Below are 17,348 nucleotides of genomic sequence, written 5' to 3' on the forward strand. Positions count from 1 at the left end.
CCATGGATCTCAGCGCTTTCCTGCACGATCTCGAGGAGCGGCTTCCGCAAGACCTGCTGCGCGTGGAGCGGCCCATTTCTCCGGCGGCGTTCGAGGTCACGGCATTGCTGCAGCACCTGGAGAACGAGAAGGCGTTTCCAGCCGTGATCTTCGACCGGCCGCTGAGCCTCAAAGGCGCGCCTTCGCCCTTCCCGCTCTTGAGCAACGTTTTTGCCAGCCGCCGGCGCTGCGCTCTCGCTCTGGGATTGGACCCCGACGACTCCCGCCTGCCGCTCAGCCTGGAATATGCCCGCCGGGAGGAGCGTCTTCTCGACCCGATCACCGTGCCGGCGGAGCAAGCGCCGGTCAAGGAGGTGATCAGGCGGGGCGACGACGCCACGCTCGAGGATTTCCCCGTCGTGCGCCACCATGCCATGGATCCCGCACCGTACATCGACATGACGCCGGTGATGAGGGATCCCGACGGCGGCTTCTACAACGTCGCCTTCCTGCGCACGATGGTCAAGGGACCGAAGCGCCTCGGCCTCCACATGTCGCCCCGCCACAACTGGCAGATCCACCGGAAAAACGAAGAGCGGGGGCGCCCCACGCCGGTGGCGATCGTGGTCAGCCACCATCCGGCTTTCTATCTCGGCGCGTTGAACGTTTCCCCGTACGGCGTCGACGATTACGCCCGCGTCGGCGCGATCATGGGAGCGCCGCTTCGTCTGGCGCCGTCCGAGACCTGGGGGGACGACTTTCTGGTGCCCGCCGATGCGGAGATCGTGATCGAAGGACACGTCCTTCCCGGCGCCCGGGAAGTCGAAGGCCCGTTCGGCGAATTCACCGGCTACTACGGCCCCCAGCGCCTGCGCAACGTCGTCGAGATCACCGCCATCACCCACCGGCGCCACGCCTTCTTCCAGCACGTCTTCGTCGGCCACCGCGACACGTGGGTTCTCGGAGGAATCCCGAAGGAGGGAAGCCTGTTCAATCTGATCCGCGGCGTCGTGCCGACGACCAAGGCCGTCCACTTTCCCATCTCCGGCTGCGGCCGTTTTCACTGTTACATCTCGATCGACAAGAAGATCGACGGCGAGACCAAGCAGGCCGCTCTGGCGGCCCTGGGAGGTTGCGACTTCGTCAAGCACGTCGTCGTGGTCGACGCCGACGTCGACGTCTACGACGAAGAACAGGTCATGTGGGCGATCGCCACGCGCGTTCAAGCGGACCAGGATGTGGACATCATCAGGAACGTCAAGGGCAACCTTCTCGACCCGTCCCAGGCCGACGAGATCATGACGGCCAAGATGATCGTGGACGCCACGCGGCCGGTACAGAAACCCTACGCCGCCCGGGTCGAGGTTCCGAAAGAGGCGATGGCGAGAATCCGGCCGGAACGATGGATCGATCCGGACGACAGAGAACGGCTGCGACGGAGCCGCTGACGGCCGGGCGGCCGGCCCGCAGAACGAGGGAGGAAGAGCATGGCCAGAATCTTTTGGGTGTCCTGCCCGCAATGCGGGGGAGAATTCTACTGCCACTGGCAAGACCTGCGGCACAAGAGGATCCCGCTTCTATGTCCCTACTGCGGCCGGCGGTTCCTGGACAGCGAAAGCCCGAAAATCGTGGAATAGCATCGGCGAGGCCAGCCGATCGAGGCTCGCGTTCATGTCCCAGGATTTGCGCAGCTACTTGGAGCAGATCAAAACCGCCCGGCCCGGGGAGATTCTCACCGTTTCCCGGGAAGTCGACCCGGCCTACGAGATCACCGCCATCGCCGTGAAGCTCGAGCGGGAGGCGAAGCGCCGGCCGGTCCTGCTGTTCGAGAAAGTAAAGGGCACCAGGTTCCCGGTGCTGACGAACCTTCACGCCAGCCGCGCACGGCTCGCGATGGCGATGAAAGTCTCCCCCGAGGAGATGCAGCAGGCCTACGTGCGAGCCCAGGCCAACCCGATCCCGCCCAGAATCGTCACCGAAGCGCCGGTCAAGGAAACGATCCTCACCGGCGACCGGATCGACCTTCGCGAGCTGCCGATGATCGTCCACCACGAGGGCGACGCGGCTCCCTACATCACCGCCGCGATCTCCTTCGCCAGAACGCCGAACGGCGAGGTCTGGAACTGTGCCTACAACCGGCTGATGATCAAGGGTCGCGACACGACCTCGATCCATCTCACTCCCGGAAAGCACCTCTGGGAATTGTACCGCGCCGCGGAAGCGCGTAACGAGCCGCTTCCCGTGGCGTTCGCGATCGGCGTCCACCCCGCGATCGCCCTCGGCTGCCTGGCAGTGGGGCCGATCCAGGAGGACGAGCGCGCGGTCATGGGCGGGTTGATGGGCGAGCCCCTGGAGCTCGTCCACTGCGAGACTTCGGACCTTCTGGTCCCGGCGCACGCGGAGATCGTCCTGGAGGCCGAGATCCTGCCGGGCGAACGAACGGCCGAAGGGCCCTTCGGGGAGTTCACGGGATACAGCCTGGGCGAGCGGCAGCGCCAGGTGGTGAAGGTACGCGCCATCACACGACGCAGGGACGCGCTTTTCCAGGACATCTGCGTCGGCCATCTGGATCACCTGATGCTGTCGACGATCCCGATCGAGGCGAACCTGATCCGCGCGCTTCGCGCCGTGGTGCCGGGCGTCAGGGCGGTGCGCGTCCCCGCGCCTTTCACGTGTTATGTGTCGATCGAGCAGGCGGTTCCGGGGCAGGCGAACAACGCGATTCTGGCGGCGTTCGGCGCCGATCTTTATATGAAGCGAGTCGTCGTGGTCGACCACGATGTCGACATCTTCGACGACCGCCAGGTCAACTGGGCCATCGCTACCCGTTGCCAGCCCGACCGCGATATCACCGTCATCGCGAACACGCGCGGCTCGGACCTGGATCCGTCGGCCCGTGAAGACGGCTTTACCGCCAAATGGGGCGTCGATGCGACGGCCAAGCCTCTGCTGTCGGCGTACGCGCCGCGCCATCGCCTGCCCCGGGAGGTGTGGGAGCGGATCGACCTCAAAGAGCTTCTTTCCTGAACCATGCCCGGTCGCCGGGTTGCCAGAGATGACCGCCGCACCCGCGGGTGCGGGGAGGGACGCCGCCGGTGGAGTTGAGAAGGTTCCTTCGAAAACTCGAAGAGGAAGGAGAGCTGCGGCGAATCGCCGAGCCCGTGGATCCCGAGCACGAAATCGGCGCGGTTTGCTTCATGGAGCTCCGGCGCGGGATACACAGAAACCAGGCGCTGTGGTTCGAGCGGGTTCGAGGCTCCTCCGCTCCCCTGGTGGTCAACCTCCTGGCGTCGCCGAAACGGTTTTTCTCGGCTCTCGGCCTGCCCTCGGGCGGGGAATGGCACCGGTTCTGGCTGGAAAGAACCTCCCGCCCCATCGATCCGGTGCTCGTGGAAAGGGCTCCCTGCCAGGAGGCGGCGGGCGGCTCCTCGAAGCTTTCAGAGCTCCCGATTCCTCTGTGGAACGAGAAGGACGGAGGGCGCTATCTCACGATGCCGTGCGTCATCTCCAGGGATCCCGAGACGAACCAGCGCAACTGCGGCATCTACCGCATGATGCTTCACGAAGACGGTGCCGGCGCCGGCATTCTGGCTCCGCCCTACCGTCACCTCGCCGCTCATCTCGCGAAGTCGTTCGCCCGGGGCGAGGCCCTGCCGGTCGCCGTGGCCCTGGGGGTCGCCCCCGCCGTCCTCATCGCCGCCGCCACGGACTTCCCGTGCGGCGTCGACGAAATCGCCATGGCGGGAGCGCTGCAGGGTGCTCCCGTTGAAATGGTCCCGTGCCGGACGATTCCGCTCGAGGTTCCCGCCGCCGCCGAGGTCGTCCTGGAAGGAACGATTGCGCCCGGAGACGAAAAGGCCGAGGGCCCTTTCGGTGAATTCACCGGCTATTACAGCAGCGGGCCCGCGCTTCGCCCCGTCCTCAGGATCGGCTGCGTCACCCACCGGAAGGATCCCGTCGTTGTGGGCAGCTACGTGGGCCGCCCACCGCAGGAAAACTCCTTGCTGAACGCTCAGCTGACGGCGGTCGAGGTGATCCGGCAATGCCCGCTCCCGGGAATCCGCGATCTTCATCTCGACCCCTCCGGCGTTTTCAATGCCGTCGTTTCGGTCCGACGCTCCTGCGCGGATGGCGCCAGAAGCCTCGCGAGGGCGATTCTGTCCACGCAGGCGGGGCGGAGGATCAAGACCCTGGTGATCGTGGGCGAGGAGATCGATCCGCGCGACCCCGATCAGGTCTCGCGGGCCCTGGCTTACGGGGTGCGCCCCGACCGGGACGTGGAGATCGTCGGCGGTATGCCGGGGGTCTGCGTCGACCCTTCGCTCCCCGACGAGGAGCGACTCGGCGGCACGAACCGCACCTCCAAGATGATCATCGACGCCACGCGGGCGGGCCGGCTGTCCCCGGTCGAGGAATGCCTTCCGCGGCAGGACGTTCTGAAACGCGTGGAACGGAACTGGCGGCGCTACGGCGGCCACTGAGGTCAGAACAGGCCGCCCTCGACGATCGACGCGCCCGCGGCCGCGGCCAGCAAGGCGACCGCCACGTTGATCAGGTTGAGCCGCTCCAGCCACGCGTACGCCTTGATCTGCGCGGTGCGTCTCTTTTCGACGTCCGCCAGCGACGGATCGGAATCGACGGGCAATTTCTGGATGAGCCTCGGCCGGAGCACGAAGCTGATAACGGCGACGTTGACGACCGTAACCAGCCACGCAAGGATCATGAGGGCGAGCGAGCGGCCGTGGCCGTAGGCCCACAGCCCGGAAGAGAGGAGAATGCCGAGGTCCCCCGTGAGATAGAGACGCGAAACGCCGCTCAGCCCGAGAAGCGACAATGCGGTCCATCCGCTGTAGAGAAAAACGGTTCCCACGCGCTGGGAGATCACGACGGCGTGAGGCGCGGGGATCAGCGTCAGAGCCGGCCGCAGCAGAAAGTAGTTGAAGATGACCGAGCCTACCCAGAAGGCGGCCGCAAGATCGTGGATCAGGTTGAGCGTCAACAACATCGTCCGCTCCCGCCCGACAACGGCTTCCGACGATGCCGCGCGGCGAGCCCGGCGAGGCTCGAACGGCCGTCCTGGCGTCTCGGCCGCATCAGAACAACCCGCCGGCGGCAACGGAGCTGCCCGCCAGGAGAGCGAGAGCGGAGGCGATCATGTTCAGGAGCCGCAGGCGATCGACCCATCGAGCGCTTCCCGCCGGAATCGTCTTTTTGTCTCCCCCGCCGGCCGGCAGTCCCAGGCGCGCCGACAGCTTTTCGATCCAGAGCGGTCGCAAGATGAAGATCATCGCCGACAGGCTGGCGAGACTCGCGAGCCAGGCGATGATCATGATCAGCATCGCTCGGCCGTGCCCGTGAACGAAAAGGTCGGTCGAAGCCAGGATCCCGAGGTCTTCTCTCAGATAGAGGCGATGGAGCCCGGTCAAAAGGAGCAAGGCGAGCGCGATCCACGCGCCGGAGATGAAAACGGTTGCCGTCCGCCGCTGCAGCGCCGTTCCATGGGCCGGAGGAATCAGGCGCACCGCCGGTCGCAACAGGAAATAATCGAACAGCGCCGCCCCCACGAGCAAGGCGGCGGCCAGGACGTGAACGACCCTCAGGCCGAGAACCATGCGAGACCGACTAGCAAAATTCATTCTCCGCCCCTCGCGCCTCGTGCCCGCCCGGTTAACCTTTTGTGGTCGGGACTTTGCTACGAACTCGAAGCGTCGAAAAAGGCACGGGAATCGCCGGTTTTCTCCGAAACATGGGAAAACGGCCGCACCCATTTCCCAGGAAATGGAATTTGCGCGGCCGGTAAAGGGACCGGGGCTTAGCGACCGAGGGAGTGGACAGATGACCGATTCCGAAACATTGCAGCCGGTCCACGAAAAGATCGAAGCTTACATGGACGGCCTCCTCAAAAAGTACGACGAGGAAGTCCTGCTGGAGATGGAAGGCCTGGCGAAAAAGCACGGCTTTCCCATCGTCGGCCGGGTGGTGGGGAATTTCCTGCACGTCCTGGCGAAGTCGATCGGCGCGAGGACGATTTTCGAGTTCGGCTCGGGTTTCGGCTACTCCGCTTACTGGTTTTCCCTGGGAATGGACGGCGGAGAGTTGATTTTGACCGACGGCAGCAAGTCCAACATTTCCGTGGCCCGGCAATACCTGTCGCGGCTCCCCCGGAGTTGCCGGTTTCAATTCCACGCCGCCTGGGCCCAGGATGTGTTCAAAGAGACCTCCGGCGACTTCGACATCGTCTACAACGATGCCGACAAGGGGGACTACGTCGAGATCTGGGAGCTCGCGCGCGAGAGGATTCGACCGGGAGGCTATTACATCGCGGACAACGTCCTCTGGTACGGGCGCGTGGTTGCCGAAAGCGTCGAGCATGACATCGAGCCCGGCTGGACCGAGACGATCAAGGAACACAACTCGCTTATATTCGACGACGCCGGTTTCGACGCTTTTATCAATCCGACCAGAGACGGAGTGGTCGTGGCGCGAAGAAAGTAAGTGATCGGTACTCATTTTGAAAGGACTCATGGAACCGTCCGACCCGCTATGCATCCCGGCGCATCTCCGACAAAACGGCTCCGGCGGCTGTTGAAGTCCGCCTCGGCCTCGCCGTTTTTCCGGCGAAAGCTTCGCGACCTCCGCGCCCGGGAAATCCGGGACGAGGAAGCTTTTTCCCGGGACGTCCCCGCGACCCGCCTCGAGGAGCTTGTGGCCGAACGCGCCGCCTCCGGCGATCCCTATTCTCTGCGGTGGTGCGGCAGGGACGCGCCGGCGGTCGTGCTGCAAACCGAGTACGACGTCGACCCGCCGCTTTACGTCGGCTTCGAGCCCTCGGTTCTGAGGACCTATGCCGGGGCTCTCGCCCGGTGCTGGTCTCTGCTCGGCGTGACGAAGGGCGACCGGATCGCCGTCTTCGATTACGGCACGAGCCCCCTCTCTTATCTCGCCTCTTCCCTCTTCACGCCCTACCTCGGACGCGGCGCCGCGGAAATCCTGGGCTGCCTGCCGATCTGCAACGACGGAACCGCCAACATGGCTCCGCGAGCCGTCGAGATTCTCCGGTTCGTCCGCCCTCGCGTCATGTTCGTCCGGCCCGAGTGCCTCCATCCGTTGGCGACCGAGATCAGCCGGAAGCGCCTCTCGTACGCGGATTGCTCGAGCGCGCTGGTCGTGGCGCAGAACGAGGAAATCCTGTCGCGGGAAGATCAAGCCGGATACGAGGATATCTTCGGGGTGCCGGTGTACCGCCTGCTTCGCATCGACATCGCGATGTTTCTGGCCGTCGAGTGCCCGCATTGCCGCCTGCTCCATTCGCCCCACGACCTTTATTTCCTGGAGAACGGCGGTGAACCGAGCGGCAATTTCAGAAAGGACCCGCTCCTGGTCACCAACTGGTTCGCGAGAAGCCTGCCGACCCTGCGCTATCTCAGCCGGGCGAGAGGAACGGTGGTCTCCTCCGGCTGCCCGCTCCGCCCTCGCGACCAGAGGATCGCGGCATGACCCCGGCCGATCGACCACAAGACCGCTTCGACGACATGGATACCTGGCCCCGGGAGCGTCTGCGCCGGTTTCAGTATCGAAAGCTGAAGCAGGTCGTGGATCGGGCCTACCGGCATCTTCCTTTCTACCGCCGGCGGTTCGACGCGGCGGGCGTGCGCCCGGATCAAATAAGGAGCCTCGAAGATTTTACGCGGCTGCCTCTGTTCACCAAGAGGGATGTCCTTCGCGAGATGGAGGAACGAGGAAGCTTCTGCGCCGGCATGGAGCTCCGGGACCCCGCCGATCCCGCCGCCCTGTGCATGACGTCCGGCACTCTCGGCTCGGCTTTCCTTTGTCTTTCCGGGAAATGGCGCTCCGCTCGCGGCGACTCGCTGGCCCGCTATTGCTGGTGGGGAGGACTGCGTCCGGGAATGCGCGCGCTCATGGCCGCACCCGCGTGGCACGGCCTGGCGGTCCAGGAGAGCCGCGCTCTGGAGCGTCTCGGCGCAACCTGCGTGATCCCGTGGGGAACTTTCCTGCCTCGATACGCGGGAAATTTTCTCGACGCCTTGAGAGATCTCAGGCCGCAGTTCGTTTCCATGTTCCTTCCGATGCTCTACGCCCTCCTGGCGGAGTGCCGCCGGCGCGAAATCGAGCCGCGGGAGGCCTTCAACGGCGTCCGCCACCTGGTCCTGGTCGGTGCCCCCATGACGCCGCGCGGCAGGGATCGGCTGAGAGAGGAGCTGGGCGTAGCCGATGTCTTCGAAGGGCTCGGCAATCCCGAGGCGCTGACCGCGATGGAATGCTCTTTTCACTGCGGGCACCATCTCTTTCTCGACTGTTGTTACGTGGAGGTCGTGGATCCCGAAAACGGCGCCCCCGTGCCTCCCGGCGCGCGCGGCACCGTGGTCGTCACGTCGCTGATTCCTCACGGCTCCCTTTACATCCGCTACGATTCGGGCGATGTCGGCGAAATTCTTCCCGAACCCTGTCCGTGCGGGAGAACCTGGCCGCGGCTGGAGGTCTACGACCGCTGGGCCAACGCGGTGCACGTCGCCGGAGCGCGGATCTTTCCCTACGACGTACGCTTGTGCCTGGACGACGTGCCGGAGCTGATCGGCGTCCCGTTCGCGCTCCTTCGCGGCGACAGGAGCTCGAGATCGCTTCGCCTGGTGATCCAGAAAACCCCGAACGGAGATTCCGAAAGGCTGGGGAGGCGCCTGCGGGCGCGCATCGAGGAAAGTCTCGGAATCGAAGCCAGCGCAGAATGGACCGAGCGATTGCCGGAGCGGTGGAAGGGGATCGCAGTGATCGAGGAAAAGGACTGGAGAGGCTCAGATGTCTAAGGGAGCTGTCGGCCTGACGGCGGGGTACTGGCCGGAAAACGTCTATCGCTACCTCGCAATTCCGGGCATGTCGCTGGACGAGGGCTTGATCGCGCGACCCGCACGGCGACGAGCGGACCATCCGGCGCTGCTGACGGGCGATGCCGCCGTGACCTACGGGCGGCTGGGCGCCGAAGCGGATCGGATCGGTAGAGCCCTGCTCGCGCTCTCCGACGGCCGGGCTGCCCGAGTCGCTGTGGTGACGCGCCGGCCCATGTGCGCCGCCGAGCTCCTCTTCGGCGCGCTGAAGGCCCGCTGGGTCGTTTTCGTCGCGGATCCTTCCCTGCCGGCGCCGGCGCTGGCGGATCAGTGCCGGCGGTTCGGCGCCGACGCCGTTGTCGCGGGCGAGGCGGACATCGAGCGGAAACTGCAGACGGAGGCTTCGGAACCGCGCGTCATCCTGCTCGACCGGCTTCTGGAGAAGGAATCGAAGATCTCCCCTCCCCGCGGGCGACAGGATTTCCAGGCGCCTGCCGTCGCCGTGGCGATGGATGACGGCCGCCTGGTTTACCACAGCCACGCCTCCCTGCTCGCGGGAGCCGTCTCGTGGAGCGCCTTCGTCCAGTTGCGCGCCGAGGACGTGATGCTCGGGCTCCAGCCGTTGCACCGCTGGGAAGGGCTGTACGCTCTTCTGCCGATCCTGTTTCGCGGGGGAAGCTGCCTGCTCGCCGGGCTGCAGGATCCGGAGGTTACCGCCGAAGCGATCGTCAGGCACCGTCCGGTATACGCGATCGTTCCCCGGCTCGAGGCAAGAAAGCTCTATCACCCCGAAAACAAGCCCGTGGTGCAGGCGATCAGGACGGCGCTTCGCGGACTGTTCGTGTCGGTCAATGAGCCGTTTACGGTTATGGGGCGAGCCAGGCTTCGAAACCTGCTGGAGAAGCCCGCGCTTCTCAGTTACGGCTCCCAGCAGGCCGGTCCGGTTCTCTCGTCGCATCCCACGTGGTACCTCGACGCCGCCGTGGGCATGCCTCTGACCAACGTCGATGTCTGGCCCTTGAACCCGTCCAGTGGAAAGCCGCTGCGGGTTCCGTGGGAGACCGTGGAATACGCCGAGGTCGGAGTCAAATCGCCGATGGTCGCGGTCGGGTACGAGACGGCGGAGGATGCCGAGAAACACGTGCGCGACGGGTGGCTGCGCACGAGGATCGTCGCGACCATGGACCCGAACGGGCTTTTCTACCTCCAGTCCAAGGTCACTGACTGAGCTGGCTTGGCGGAGCCGCCGGGAGAAAGCCGAGCTCCATCCGCTCTCTGGCCACCGGATTGGCAAAGTAGCCGAGGTAACGGAGCGCCAGAGCTCGATCGGCGGGACCGAGCAGATCCGCAAACCCCGGCATCGCCGTTTCCGGCTTTCCGTTCGTGATAACCGAGAAGAGATAGGACTCCGTTTGCTTGTTCATCCAGATCGCGTCGGTAAAATCGCGCGGCTCTGGAGAAAGGAGGTGGCCCACGGGTCCCGCACCGTTGCCCGACTCCCCGTGGCAGCCCGCGCAGTAGGTCCGGTAAACCGCGCGCCCCGCCCTGTAAGCGGAGAGACTCTTCGGAGCCTCGGGAACGCTTGCGGCCGGCGCCGGCGCGCCTGCCGCGGGCGCTCTCGGCAGGCTTTGAAGAAAGGCGATCAAAGCCGCCAGCTCCTGCCCCGAAAGATAGCCGTAAGAGGGCATCGGGCTCCAGGGAAGCAGGGCGCGGGGGCGAATGAGATAGGCCAGGTACCAGTCGCGAGTTCGCCTGGGCGTCTTGCGCAAATCGGGCACGAATCCGACGGCCGCATCCGGCACATGCGGAGCAAGCGTGGTCACGTGGCAGGAAACGCAGGATTCCCGCTTGAAGAGCTGTCGGCCCCTCGCCGCCGCGGCGGCGACGTTCTCTTTCGGGAAAGGTTCCGGCGCGGGCACGCATCCCGCCAGGCCGGCCCCGCAGAGAACGACCAGCAGCGCCAGCTTCTTTGGCCTTCTGCCGAGAAGGGTCATCGCAAGCGCCTTCCTCCCCTGCGCTCTCGAACCCGGTTTGCCGCCGGCTCAGCCGAGGGTCTTCAAGTAGGCCACCAGGGCCTTGACCTGCTCGTCGTTGAGATACAGGCGGGGCATCTTGCCCCCGGGCAGCACCCGATCGGGATCCCGCAGCAACTGCTCCAGTTCTTCGGGGCTTCGCTTCCGACCTATATAGGTCAACGCGGGACCTACCTCCCCTCCGCTGCTGCCGACCGTGTGGCACAGGCTGCAACCCGCGCCCCGGAAAAGCGCGCGACCCGAATACCGGAAGCGCTCGACCGCGTCGCCCGCGGCGACCTTCGATCGCTCCTCGACCCGCGCCGGCAGCGGCGGCTTACCGGAAAGGGACGCGCTTCTGACCTGGAGCGCCGCGGTTCTCAGTCGGTCCCGGGTATCCCGGAGCGTCATCAGATAGATCGTGATGTCGCGTATCTCTTCCCGGGTCATCGCATAAACCGGCATCGTCGACCCCGCGACTACTCCCTGCGGTCTCGCGAGGTGCGCGTACAGCCAAAGCCAGTCGCGGTGGCTGCCGACGGCGCTCAAATCGGGCCCTTCGTCCCCTCCTTCTCCGTCGATGCGATGGCATCCCAGGCAGAAGTAGCGATTGACGAGTCGCCTGCCGCGGATGACGCCAGCGATCTCCGCCGGCGCAAGGCTGTCCTCGCCGTGGCAGCCGTAGCACGCCGCCTGCATGTACTCTCGCTTCAACAAAGATCTCGCGCGGATCGTTCCCTGACCGTGCGCATCGAGCGTGGTGACGGCTCTGCCTTCTCCTCCGTGACAAACCACGCAGCCGAAGCGCTGCGGCGGATGACTCTTCAGCAGAGCAGGGTGCGCTCCCAGCGGCTGAGCCAGAGAGCCGATCGCCGCGTCGTCCAGCCCCAGGTGGCAGGACGTGCAGCGCTCCACCGAGCCCAGCTCTTTTGGCTGCAGCTGCTTGATCTCGAGCCGTTGACCCGCCGCCCATTCCTTGACCGCCTCGTTCGTCGTGAGCGCCGCGGCCAACCGGTAGTACGATTCTTGATAGCCCGTCCATTCCCGCCCGCTACTGTCCCAGAAGACCCAGCCGAGAACCAGCGCCAGGCACAGATTGGCCAGTCCGAGCCATCTTTCCATCGCGCCCTCGCTCAGTTCGGGCCCGGCCAGTTCTCCCAGGGCCAGTAGAAATTCCAGTTCGGCCCGCGGAAAAACACTCCGATCGCCGTCAAGACGACGATCGCGATCAGGATCGCCGTCCAGACCACGATCATGAAGATGCGCTCCCGGGAGAACCAGACTCCGACCCCTGCCGGGCCGCGGTCGACGTACGGCAGCGCAACCAGGAAAACCAGCAGAAGCGTAGGCACCATGATGCCGCCCCAGAACGCGGAATAGCTCACGAGCTCCTGCAGGCCGAGAAAGTACCACGGAGCCTTCGACGGGTTGCTGGGCAGCAGCGGATTGGCTTCTTCTTCGAGAGGCGCATCGAACACGATCGAGGCCGCCAGCAGCCCGGCCATGAGCACGGCGAAAACCAGAAGCTCGAGGTATACCACCGTCGGGAACGTGGGAAGGACGGGCTCCGTGCGATGAGCTTCGGGGTTTTTTTCGAAAGGATGGGCGAGACCGCCGTCCTTGATCACGCGCCAGACGTGATAATTCACCAAGAGCGCGGTCACGGCGGGAATGGCGATGACGTGCAAAGTGTAGAACCGGAGCAACGCTTCGCTCCCGACGGAGTCGCCGCCGAGCAGGAGAAATCGAAGTTTGGGGCCGAGCCACGGCGCGTAGCCGACGATGTTGGTGCCGACCGTGATCGCCCAGAAGGAGAGCTGATCCCAGGGAAGCAGATAGCCCGTGAAGCTGAGCGCCAGCGTCATGACCAGCAGGATCACGCCGAGCACCCAGTTGAACTCCCTCGGCGGCTTGTAGGCGCCGGTGTAGAAAACCCGGCACATGTGCACCGCGACCGCGACCACCATGGCTTCCGCCGCCCAGCGGTGAAGATTGCGCATGACCCTGCCGAAGGCGACCGTATAATTCAGATCGAGAATTCGTCCGTAGGCGGCGCCGGTCGACGGCTCGTAATAGAACATCAGGAAAATGCCGGTTATCCACTCGATGATGAAGAGGTAGAGACAGATGAGCCCCAGACCGAGGGTGGTCGCCGGCCGGATGCTGCGTTGGAACACCCTGGACGGATGGACGTGCAGGATCAAGTTGTTGACCACGACGGCCAGCTGCTGCTTGAGCGTCTGCGGATAGTCCCCGCGAAATACCGATCGATACACACGCCCGCACGCGTCGCGCCACGCGCTGACGACGGCGCAGGAAATCCGTCCGAGTCTTCCCGCCAACCTAGGCTCCCCAGCAGCCGACGATCCGAATTCTCTCTTCACGAAGGGCGAGCAACGTGGCCGGCGCCGCGCCGGACACGGACCCCACGAGCCTTGATTCCCCGGGGCGCTCCTCCACCCACAAAAGGCTCCCGAAGCATTCCTCGATCCCGGCGACTCTGTCCGGCGGCGGCCTGAGCGGGTGCAGCTCGGCTGCCGAGCCTCGCTCCACCCTGAGCAAGTCCGCGTCGCGAAAGCGTCCGTCGAGCCACCGTCGGCGGCTGACGACGATTTCCGTTCCGGCCGCGGACCAGGTCTGCGCGCCGAACACGGCCTGTGTCTCCTTCGCGACGATGGTGGACTGCCCGGTCCTCAAGTCCATCACGGAGAGCACATTGCCGGGCGGCGCGCCCCCCGCAAGCGCGCCGCTCCTCGGCAGTGACTCCGGATGGCTGCTCAGATAACCCAGGCTGGCGCCGTCGGGAGAAAGGCGCGGCAGGCCGGTGTAGGACGGCTCCGGCAGAATTTCCCGGAGCGAGGAGCCGTTCGGAGACATCGACCAGATGCCCTGGGTCGCCATGCCGCGAAAGGGTTGCAGCCCCTGGAGATAAAGGTCCCTGGTCGCGCGGGACCAGGCGAACGGTACGGGGACCACGCCGCCCGAAAGATGCGTCTTTTCCGGAACGAGGGAGACCTGAAAATCGCGCCGCAGCAGATCGACGACCGCAATGCGCCAAAAAACGCGCTCGCTGCGGCTGCGGCGGAGATCGATTTCGGCGTAACCGAGATGCTCCCCGGTGGGGCTGAGCGCAAATCCCAGGACGGCGAGATCCCTGGCCGGCACGATCCTGATCGAACGATGTCGCTGCCCGAGATCGAGAACCTCGATGTAGTTCCCGGACGGGTTCACGGTCTCGCGAACGAGATAGGCGAGCCGACCCGAGGCGAGCGAAGCGACCGTATCGCCGGTCGCCTTCCGCGCAAACTGGACGCTCTCCCTTGTTGCGAGATCCCGAACGACCATCGTGGTCGCGTCCCACCGTTCCAGCGCCAGCAACACGCCCTGGCGCGGAAACCGCCTCGCGAGAGAAAACTCCCCTTGTTCCGTTACGTTGTCGGGGGCGCGCGCTCGATCGGGCGCTCCGGAATCCGGGGCGGCTGCCGGCCCGGCTTCAGCCGCGGAAGGAAAAGGCGGCGGGCCGGCCGGCGGGGAGTCGCACGCCGGCCCCGAAGCGATGAGCAGCACCACGACCAAAGCAGCAGGCGCGCGCTTCCTCCCGGCCATTTCCCGCGCAGCCCTTCAGGCTCTGAAGAACGTGCCTCTCGGCACGGGGCGCCAGGTGTCCACCACCAGCTGCCCGTCGGGACCCTGCAAGATTCTGAGCCAGGGCAGGGGCGTGGGCGCAGGACCCGCCAGCACGCGCCCGTAGGAATCGAACTTGCTGCCGTGGCAGGGGCACTGGTATCCCCATTCGACTCTTCCGACCGTGCAGCCGAGATGGGTGCACACGGCCGACATCGCGTTGATTCCCTTTTCGCTCGACACGACGAAAACCCGGCTCTCGCGGAGAAATGTCTGGGTTCCGGGCGGAAAGTCCTCCGGCTTGCCGATCTTGAACATCGTGGGAGGACCGAACACCCGATCCGGGATGAGAAACCGGAAAGAGCCGAACCCCATCAGCGCCGCCTGGGCGACCACGCTTCCCCAGGCGAGGCGCACGAGAAATTCCTGGCGCGAAAGCTTTTGCATCGCCGTCCTCGAAGTTTTCGGCCCTACGGCCGCGCAAACTTCGTACCACGCGCGAGCTCCACCCGATGCCGGAGCGCCAATATTTTCCCGGATTTTTCAGCCTCGGCCGTTGTCCGCCCGGAAAGTCATCTGCGATCTTTCAAGGAATCGAGAAAAATCAACCGACGATTCCTACCGGTGAGAAAATCCTGGCCGTCGTGTCGAGGGCGGTTCAGTGCTCGGCGAGGTAGCGCATGATGTCCGTCTCGGTCACCATCCCGACGAACTTCCCCTCTTCCACCACCGGGAGACAGCCGATCTTTTTTTCCATCAGCAAACGGGCCGCCTCCTTGATCGACGCGTCGGGCGATATCGTGATGACGGGTTTGCTCATCACTTCCTTTACCCGAACGGTTTTCATCAGATCCTTTTGCTCCCGATGCTTGAACCCCAGAACCTTGACGAGAGCCGAATGGAACAGGTCGCGCTGGCTCAAGACCCCCACCACCCGCCCCTGCTCGAGTACCGGCAGATGACGTATCCGGCCGAGCGTCATGATATCGTCCGCGACGTCGAGGACGTCGTCGCATTCGAGGGTGACGACGTCTCTGACCATGATGGCCCGAACGGGAACTTGCTCTTCCGATGGCATGGGAAATTCCTCCGGGCTGCGGCAACCGCGCTGCCGATCACGCCGTAGAGTCACGCCTGATCGCCGGAAGCGCCGACGATGTCCGACAGGTACGTGTGCGAGAGCAGCTCGCGCGGCCAGCCCCGGCAATGAATCCCGATTTCGTTCCCGGTCGCCGCGGACTCGAAGCCGCTCAACCCTCGCCCGGGACGACCGCCACGCCCTCGATCTCCACCATCGCGCCCGCTTCGTAAAGGCCCTTGACCTCGACGAGCGTCATCGCCGGAAAATGTCTGCCCATGTGCTTCCGGTAGACCCGGCCGAGCTCCTGCAATGAGCCCAGATAGGACTGTTTGTCGGTAACGTAGAGGTTGAGCTTGACGATGTCTTCGGGCTGCCCCCCGGCCTCCCGGACGACCTGCAGGAGATTCTCCAGCGCCTTGTCGAACTGCCGGACGACATCGCCTTCGCCGACGAGCCGGCCTTCCTTGTCCCAGGCAACCTGCCCGCCGAGAAACAGCATGTTGGTTCCTCCCGGAACCTTGAACCCGTGATTGTAGCCCTTCGGCCGGACCAGTTGCGCCGGGTTGACGATGGTGACGGGCATCTCTCGCTCCTGTGCGCGCTTCAGTTCCCGTAAATCTCCCTGACGAAGCCGCTGTCCTCCAGCTCCTTCAAAAACCGGTTGTCGAAAAATTCTTTGGGATCGGCTTTCGGCGCCCTCGGATGGTCGGTGACCGAGAGGACGGAGCGAATCGTCTCTTCCGTCATGTAAGGGATCCTGGGAAAAAGGAAGCGGTAAGACTCGTAGGCTTCCTCGAGGACAGCCCCGTCGTCCGTCGCCAGGAACCGGGCGAGCGCTTTTTTCGCCGTTTGCGGATCGTCCCGCGCAATCTTGATTGCCGCGATATAGGCTTTCAGAAAAGACCTGACGACCTCGGGATGTTGCCGGAGGAGAGCGCGGCGCGCGACGATCGCGTTGTGAACGTAGGGAAGCTTGAGGCTGGCGATATTCACCAGCTCCCTGTAGCCCAAACGACGCGCGAGCAGAGTCGTGGGCGAGGAGATGACGCCCGCCGGAACGATGCCCTTGTCCAGAGCGGCCAGAATCTCCCGCACCCCGCCCAGGTAAAGGAACTTCACGTCTTCTCCCGGGCGCATTCGCTGTTGTCGAATCAGCGCCGTGGCGGCATGGTCCGAGGAAGCCCCCTTGGTCATGACGCCGATGATCTTGCCGCGCAAGTCGGACAGGTCCCTGATCTCCGGCCTGGCGTAAACCGAAAAGCCGTAGGTCGGCACTCCCATCGCGACATACACCAGATCGGCGCCGCTCAGGATGCCGTTCACCACCGCTCCTCCGGTCATCGCCATGTCGATGTCCCCCGATACCAGAGTTTGCGTCAGCCGCGCCCCTCCCGACACATAGATCACCTGGACCTCGATGCCGTAGCGCCGGTCGGTTCGCGCCTCGGGAATGACCCAGACCGGAAGCTGCGCGCCGCTCGGCTGCGGGTATCCCACTCGGACCGTCGGCGCCGCGGCATCCAGGAAGCTTACCGACGCGAAACCAAGGCCAACGAGTCCGATGACAAGACCGAAGGTGCACAGTCCGAGCTTCCGTGCAGCCCACCGAGCTTTCATCTTCTCCCCCTTCCTTCTTTGCCTTCAAGCGGATTACGTCTCGGGTTAAGAAGACAGCAAACCTTACTTCGGCCGCAATTTCGATGCCATCGCCATCTCCTGCTGCTACGGTCCCGGCGAGATCGCACCGGACCTGATCACTGGAGACCAGCGACCGTCCCGGCCGGAAACGCTTTTCTGACCCTGATGTTCAAG

The 17,348-nt window shown here is 64.8% G+C and carries 19 protein-coding genes; 8 read left to right on the forward strand and 11 right to left on the reverse strand.

Annotation, left to right across the window (positions count from 1 at the left end; translation table 11 throughout):
* Positions 1–2 precede the first annotated feature (2 nt).
* The 4 genes from VNN77_15105 (at position 3) to VNN77_15120 (ending at position 4,460) form a co-directional block, all read left to right on the forward strand.
* On the forward strand, positions 3–1,427 hold the full coding sequence (locus VNN77_15105; protein HXG52723.1) for a UbiD family decarboxylase: 1,425 nt from the start codon (positions 3–5) through the stop codon (positions 1,425–1,427).
* Positions 1,428–1,466: 39 nt separating this feature from the next.
* Positions 1,467–1,616, forward strand: coding sequence for a hypothetical protein (locus tag VNN77_15110; protein HXG52724.1), 150 nt, complete (start codon positions 1,467–1,469; stop codon positions 1,614–1,616).
* Positions 1,617–1,650: 34 nt separating this feature from the next.
* Entirely contained in the window at positions 1,651–3,006 is a 1,356-nt protein-coding gene (locus VNN77_15115; protein HXG52725.1) for a UbiD family decarboxylase, read from the forward strand.
* 68 nt (positions 3,007–3,074) lie between these two features.
* Complete coding sequence (locus VNN77_15120) at positions 3,075–4,460, forward strand: UbiD family decarboxylase (protein HXG52726.1); 1,386 nt, start codon at positions 3,075–3,077, stop codon at positions 4,458–4,460.
* 2 nt (positions 4,461–4,462) lie between these two features.
* On the opposite strand, the gene VNN77_15125 is transcribed toward VNN77_15120, so the two are convergent.
* Positions 4,463–4,984 carry a hypothetical protein gene (locus VNN77_15125; protein ID HXG52727.1) on the reverse strand — a complete coding sequence of 174 codons (522 nt, stop codon included), beginning with the start codon at positions 4,982–4,984 and terminating at the stop codon, positions 4,463–4,465.
* Positions 4,985–5,072: 88 nt separating this feature from the next.
* Positions 5,073–5,615 (reverse strand): hypothetical protein, encoded by a 543-nt coding sequence (locus VNN77_15130; protein HXG52728.1) that lies wholly within the window; start codon positions 5,613–5,615, stop codon positions 5,073–5,075.
* A 199-nt stretch (positions 5,616–5,814) separates the two neighbouring features.
* On the opposite strand from VNN77_15130, the gene VNN77_15135 reads away from it, so the two are divergent.
* The 4 genes from VNN77_15135 (at position 5,815) to VNN77_15150 (ending at position 10,047) form a co-directional block, all read left to right on the forward strand.
* A complete protein-coding gene (locus VNN77_15135) occupies positions 5,815–6,474 on the forward strand; it encodes an O-methyltransferase (GenBank protein HXG52729.1) in 660 nt (219 codons plus the stop codon).
* A 210-nt stretch (positions 6,475–6,684) separates the two neighbouring features.
* Positions 6,685–7,476 carry a hypothetical protein gene (locus tag VNN77_15140; protein ID HXG52730.1) on the forward strand — a complete coding sequence of 264 codons (792 nt, stop codon included), beginning with the start codon at positions 6,685–6,687 and terminating at the stop codon, positions 7,474–7,476.
* Complete coding sequence (locus tag VNN77_15145) at positions 7,473–8,801, forward strand: AMP-binding protein (GenBank protein HXG52731.1); 1,329 nt, start codon at positions 7,473–7,475, stop codon at positions 8,799–8,801. The genes VNN77_15140 and VNN77_15145 overlap by 4 nt, the downstream gene beginning before the upstream one ends.
* Complete coding sequence (locus tag VNN77_15150) at positions 8,794–10,047, forward strand: AMP-binding protein (GenBank protein HXG52732.1); 1,254 nt, start codon at positions 8,794–8,796, stop codon at positions 10,045–10,047. The genes VNN77_15145 and VNN77_15150 overlap by 8 nt, the downstream gene beginning before the upstream one ends.
* Here the strand turns inward: VNN77_15150 and VNN77_15155 are convergent.
* The 9 genes from VNN77_15155 to VNN77_15195 all read right to left on the reverse strand — a co-directional run bounded on the left by VNN77_15155 (position 10,037) and on the right by VNN77_15195 (position 17,153).
* On the reverse strand, positions 10,037–10,813 hold the full coding sequence (locus VNN77_15155; protein HXG52733.1) for a c-type cytochrome: 777 nt from the start codon (positions 10,811–10,813) through the stop codon (positions 10,037–10,039). The two genes, VNN77_15150 and VNN77_15155, sit on opposite strands and share 11 nt — an antisense overlap.
* Positions 10,814–10,861: 48 nt before the next feature.
* Positions 10,862–11,953, reverse strand: coding sequence for a c-type cytochrome (locus tag VNN77_15160; protein HXG52734.1), 1,092 nt, complete (start codon positions 11,951–11,953; stop codon positions 10,862–10,864).
* 11 nt (positions 11,954–11,964) lie between these two features.
* On the reverse strand, positions 11,965–13,173 hold the full coding sequence (locus VNN77_15165) for a cytochrome bc complex cytochrome b subunit (protein ID HXG52735.1): 1,209 nt from the start codon (positions 13,171–13,173) through the stop codon (positions 11,965–11,967).
* Position 13,174: 1 nt separating this feature from the next.
* Positions 13,175–14,437, reverse strand: coding sequence for a hypothetical protein (locus tag VNN77_15170; protein ID HXG52736.1), 1,263 nt, complete (start codon positions 14,435–14,437; stop codon positions 13,175–13,177).
* Between the two features lie 15 nt (positions 14,438–14,452).
* On the reverse strand, positions 14,453–14,902 hold the full coding sequence (locus tag VNN77_15175; GenBank protein HXG52737.1) for a ubiquinol-cytochrome c reductase iron-sulfur subunit: 450 nt from the start codon (positions 14,900–14,902) through the stop codon (positions 14,453–14,455).
* 211 nt (positions 14,903–15,113) lie between these two features.
* The gene (locus VNN77_15180) at positions 15,114–15,533 is read right to left on the reverse strand and encodes a CBS domain-containing protein (GenBank protein ID HXG52738.1); all 420 of its coding nucleotides are present in this window, start codon (positions 15,531–15,533) and stop codon (positions 15,114–15,116) included.
* Between the two features lie 50 nt (positions 15,534–15,583).
* Positions 15,584–15,709 carry a hypothetical protein gene (locus VNN77_15185; GenBank protein ID HXG52739.1) on the reverse strand — a complete coding sequence of 42 codons (126 nt, stop codon included), beginning with the start codon at positions 15,707–15,709 and terminating at the stop codon, positions 15,584–15,586.
* On the reverse strand, positions 15,706–16,119 hold the full coding sequence (locus VNN77_15190; protein HXG52740.1) for a RidA family protein: 414 nt from the start codon (positions 16,117–16,119) through the stop codon (positions 15,706–15,708). The genes VNN77_15185 and VNN77_15190 overlap by 4 nt, the downstream gene beginning before the upstream one ends.
* A 20-nt stretch (positions 16,120–16,139) precedes the next feature.
* Positions 16,140–17,153, reverse strand: coding sequence for an ABC transporter substrate-binding protein (locus VNN77_15195; protein HXG52741.1), 1,014 nt, complete (start codon positions 17,151–17,153; stop codon positions 16,140–16,142).
* Positions 17,154–17,348: the final 195 nt, after the last annotated feature.

The organism is Candidatus Zixiibacteriota bacterium, assembly GCA_035574315.1.
Taxonomy (GTDB): domain Bacteria; phylum Desulfobacterota; class Binatia; order UBA9968; family UBA9968; genus DATLYW01.

Bases quoted from the DNA above. Each gene is read 5' to 3' on its own strand.
- VNN77_15180 (HXG52738.1), bottom strand. From the start codon at position 15,533: ATGCCATCGGAAGAGCAAGTTCCCGTTCGGGCCATCATGGTCAGAGAC.
- VNN77_15105 (HXG52723.1), top strand. From the start codon at position 3: ATGGATCTCAGCGCTTTCCTGCACGATCTCGAGGAGCGGCTTCCGCAA.
- VNN77_15155 (HXG52733.1), bottom strand. From the start codon at position 10,813: ATGACCCTTCTCGGCAGAAGGCCAAAGAAGCTGGCGCTGCTGGTCGTT.
- VNN77_15150 (HXG52732.1), top strand. From the start codon at position 8,794: ATGTCTAAGGGAGCTGTCGGCCTGACGGCGGGGTACTGGCCGGAAAAC.
- VNN77_15145 (HXG52731.1), top strand. From the start codon at position 7,473: ATGACCCCGGCCGATCGACCACAAGACCGCTTCGACGACATGGATACC.
- VNN77_15115 (HXG52725.1), top strand. From the start codon at position 1,651: ATGTCCCAGGATTTGCGCAGCTACTTGGAGCAGATCAAAACCGCCCGG.
- VNN77_15110 (HXG52724.1), top strand. From the start codon at position 1,467: ATGGCCAGAATCTTTTGGGTGTCCTGCCCGCAATGCGGGGGAGAATTC.
- VNN77_15125 (HXG52727.1), bottom strand. From the start codon at position 4,984: ATGTTGTTGACGCTCAACCTGATCCACGATCTTGCGGCCGCCTTCTGG.
- VNN77_15195 (HXG52741.1), bottom strand. From the start codon at position 17,153: ATGAAAGCTCGGTGGGCTGCACGGAAGCTCGGACTGTGCACCTTCGGT.
- VNN77_15170 (HXG52736.1), bottom strand. From the start codon at position 14,437: ATGGCCGGGAGGAAGCGCGCGCCTGCTGCTTTGGTCGTGGTGCTGCTC.
- VNN77_15160 (HXG52734.1), bottom strand. From the start codon at position 11,953: ATGGAAAGATGGCTCGGACTGGCCAATCTGTGCCTGGCGCTGGTTCTC.
- VNN77_15130 (HXG52728.1), bottom strand. From the start codon at position 5,615: ATGAATTTTGCTAGTCGGTCTCGCATGGTTCTCGGCCTGAGGGTCGTT.
- VNN77_15175 (HXG52737.1), bottom strand. From the start codon at position 14,902: ATGCAAAAGCTTTCGCGCCAGGAATTTCTCGTGCGCCTCGCCTGGGGA.
- VNN77_15135 (HXG52729.1), top strand. From the start codon at position 5,815: ATGACCGATTCCGAAACATTGCAGCCGGTCCACGAAAAGATCGAAGCT.
- VNN77_15190 (HXG52740.1), bottom strand. From the start codon at position 16,119: ATGCCCGTCACCATCGTCAACCCGGCGCAACTGGTCCGGCCGAAGGGC.